The organism is Roseateles sp. P5_B10 (assembly GCF_056400485.1).
On sequence record NZ_JBFULE010000675.1, the window covers coordinates 1 to 2,891 of the forward strand.

Annotated in this window: 4 protein-coding genes; 3 read left to right on the forward strand and 1 reads right to left on the reverse strand. The window is 66.4% G+C overall.

The features are described from left to right. Positions 1–56: 56 nt before the first annotated feature. On the reverse strand, positions 57–731 hold the full coding sequence (gene radC / locus AC1DU6_RS25790; protein ID WP_457324033.1) for a RadC family protein: 675 nt from the start codon (positions 729–731) through the stop codon (positions 57–59). A gap of 50 nt (positions 732–781) precedes the next feature. Between radC and AC1DU6_RS25795 the strand changes: the two genes are divergently transcribed. From AC1DU6_RS25795 to AC1DU6_RS25805, 3 genes are all read left to right on the forward strand, one after another. Further along, positions 782–1,225: an FKBP-type peptidyl-prolyl cis-trans isomerase gene (locus AC1DU6_RS25795; RefSeq protein WP_457324034.1), complete on the forward strand. Its 444-nt coding sequence runs from the start codon at positions 782–784 to the stop codon at positions 1,223–1,225. Continuing rightward, entirely contained in the window at positions 1,225–2,202 is a 978-nt protein-coding gene (ispH, locus tag AC1DU6_RS25800) for a 4-hydroxy-3-methylbut-2-enyl diphosphate reductase (protein WP_457324035.1), read from the forward strand. The genes AC1DU6_RS25795 and ispH overlap by 1 nt, the downstream gene beginning before the upstream one ends. A 73-nt stretch (positions 2,203–2,275) precedes the next feature. After that, the coding region (locus AC1DU6_RS25805; protein WP_477860595.1) for a serine--tRNA ligase at positions 2,276–2,891 on the forward strand (616 nt) is incomplete at its 3' end.

Here is a 2,891-nt window from a genome sequence, read left to right on the forward strand (position 1 = left end):
GGCCAACTCGCGGGCCAGCGGTTTCAGGTCGGCGAGGCTGCGCACCGTCTTGACGGTCACAGCAGCCCCCGCTCGGCAAATGACACGACCTCGTTCGCACCGACGACGAAATGGTCGACAACACGCACATCCACCAGGGCCAGCGCCTGGCTGAGATGCTTGGTCAGCAGTTCATCGGCGCGCGAGGGCTCGGCCACGCCGCTGGGGTGGTTGTGGGCGAGGATGGCAGCGCCGGCGCCCAGGGCGAGAGCACGTTTGACGACCTCGCGCGGATGCACGGTCGTGTGGGTCAGCGAGCCCTGGAAGAGCGTCTCCATTGCAATCAGGCGCAACTGCGCGTCGAGGAACAGCACTGCGAAGACTTCGTGGCCCAGCGCGCCCAGATGCAGGCGCAGATAAGTCTTGACCGTGTCCACGTCGTTCAGCGCTGGCTTCTCGGTCAGCTGCTGGTTCAGCGAGCGCCGCGCAATCTCCAGCACGGCGGCGATCTCGGCACGCTTTGCGGGGCCCAGGCCCTTGATCTTGCCGAGGTCCTGCACGCTGGCCGCCAGCAGCCCCGCCCAGCCGCCAAATCGATCCAGCAGGCTCTGTGCCAGTTGCAGCACGGGCAGGCCCTGGATGCCGGTGCGCAGCAGCAGGGCGAGCAGTTCGGCATCCGCCAACGCCTGCGGGCCGCGGGCAAGCAATTTCTCGCGCGGGCGGGCTTCAGGGGGCAGATGGGTCAACGACATAAAATCGGCCGCAGTCTAGCCAAGCGTTCCCTTTTCTTTTCCCTTCTCGCATGAACCCCATCCAGGCCGGGTCCTTCCTGACCTTGCATTACCGGCTCTCGGGCCCGGACGGCGCCGACATCGTCAACACCTTTGACGACAAGCCCGCCACGCTGTCGCTCGGTGCCGGCCAGCTGTCGCCCGCCATCGAAGCGCGCCTCATCGGCCTGCCCGAGGGCGCGCATGAGCGTTTCGCGCTGGCGCCCGGCGAAGCGTTCGGCGAACGCAACCCCGAGCTGTTGCAGCGCGTGAAGCTGTCACTGCTGCGCCAACTGGGCGACCCGGACGAGGTCTACAACGTCGGTGACGTCGTGCAATTCCCCGGCCCGGACGGGCAGGGCGGCTATGCCGGGGTCGTTCGCGAACTTGGCGACGAAGCCCTGCTGTTCGACTTCAACCACCCGCTTGCTGGCCAACCGGTCAACTTTGAAGTCCAAGTGATCGGGGTGCTTTGATGAACGCTGTTTTGCATCCCCAGGAAGTGGTGCTGGCCGAACCGCGCGGCTTTTGCGCCGGCGTGGACCGCGCCATCGAGATCGTCGAGCGCGCGCTGTTGAAGTTCGGCTCGCCGATCTACGTGCGCCACGAGATCGTCCACAACACCTACGTCGTCAACGACCTGAAGTCGCGCGGCGCCATCTTCATCGAGGACCTGGCCGAGGTGCCGCCCGGCGCGACGCTGGTGTTCAGCGCCCATGGCGTCAGCCAGGAGGTGCGCCGCGAGGCCGCCGCACGGGGCTTCCAGGTGTTCGACGCGACCTGCCCGCTGGTGACCAARGTCCACGTCGAGGTGGCCAAGCTGCACCGCGAAGGCTATGAATTCATCATGATCGGCCACAAGGGTCATCCCGAGGTCGAGGGCACGATGGGCCAGCTGTCCGAAGGCATCTTCCTTGTCGAAGAGGTCGAGGATGTGGCCAAGGTGCAGGTGCGTGATCAGAGCAAGCTCGCCGTCGTCACGCAGACCACGTTGAGCGTGGACGACGCGGCGGAGATCCTGGCCGAGGTGAAGCGCGTCTTCCCCCAGGTGCGCGAACCCAAGCAGCAGGACATCTGCTACGCCACGCAGAACCGCCAGGACGCCGTCAAGGTGCTTGCGCCCCAGGTGGACGTCGTCATCGTTGTTGGCAGCCCCACCAGTTCCAACAGCAACCGTCTGCGCGAACTGGCCGAACGCCTGGGCACGCCGGGCTATATGGTCGACTCCGCCGAAGACCTGAAGGCCGAGTGGCTGGAGGGCCGGGCCCGTGTGGGTCTGACGGCCGGCGCCTCGGCGCCCGATGTGCTGGTGCAGGCCGTCATCGACCGCCTGCGCGCGCTGGGCGCCACCACGGTGCGTAGCCTGCCGGGCGTGGAGGAGCATGTTCGCTTCCCGTTGCCGATGGGGCTGGGCGACAAGTCCATGGCCGAGGTCAGTTCCTCGCGATCTTGACGCCGGTGCTTCCAGCTTCCGGCGGCGCCTCACATTGGCGCCGCTTGTCTATTCGAATCCTGAAGGTATTCCCATGCTCGACATCACCCAGCTGCGCAAGGACCTCGATGCTGTCATCGAGCGCCTGAACGCGCGCAAGACCCCCCAGACCTTCCTCGACGTGGAGCGCTTCAAGTCGCTCGAAGGCGAGCGCCGCTCGGTGCAGGTGCGCACCGAGGAACTGCAGGCCCGCCGCAATGCGCTGTCCAAGCAGATCGGCATGGCCAAGGGCAAGGGCGAAGATGCCTCGGCGCTGATGGCAGAAGTCGGCAGCATTGCCGACGAGCTGAAAGCCGGCGCCGAACGCCTGGACGCCATCCAGGTCGAGCTGAACCAGATGCTGATGGGCGTGCCCAATCTGCCCGACGCGAGTGTGCCTGCGGGCGCGGACGAGACCGGCAATGTCGAAGTGTGCCGCTGGGGTACGCCCCGCACATTCGACTTCGAGGTCAAGGACCACGTCGACCTGGGCGCGCCGCTGGGCCTGGACTTCGAGATGGGCGCCAAGCTCTCGGGCTCGCGCTTCGCCTTCCTGAAAGGCCCGGCCGCCAGACTGCATCGCGCGCTTGCCCAGTTCATGCTCGACGTGCAGACGACGGACCATGGCTACACCGAGTGCTACACGMCCTACATCGTCAACCGCGAGATCC

What these genes read in the sequence shown, in the direction of transcription:
- radC (WP_457324033.1), bottom strand. Translation starts at nt 731, where the DNA reads ATGTCGTTGACCCATCTGCCCCCTGAAGCCCGCCCGCGCGAGAAATTG.
- AC1DU6_RS25795 (WP_457324034.1), top strand. Translation starts at nt 782, where the DNA reads ATGAACCCCATCCAGGCCGGGTCCTTCCTGACCTTGCATTACCGGCTC.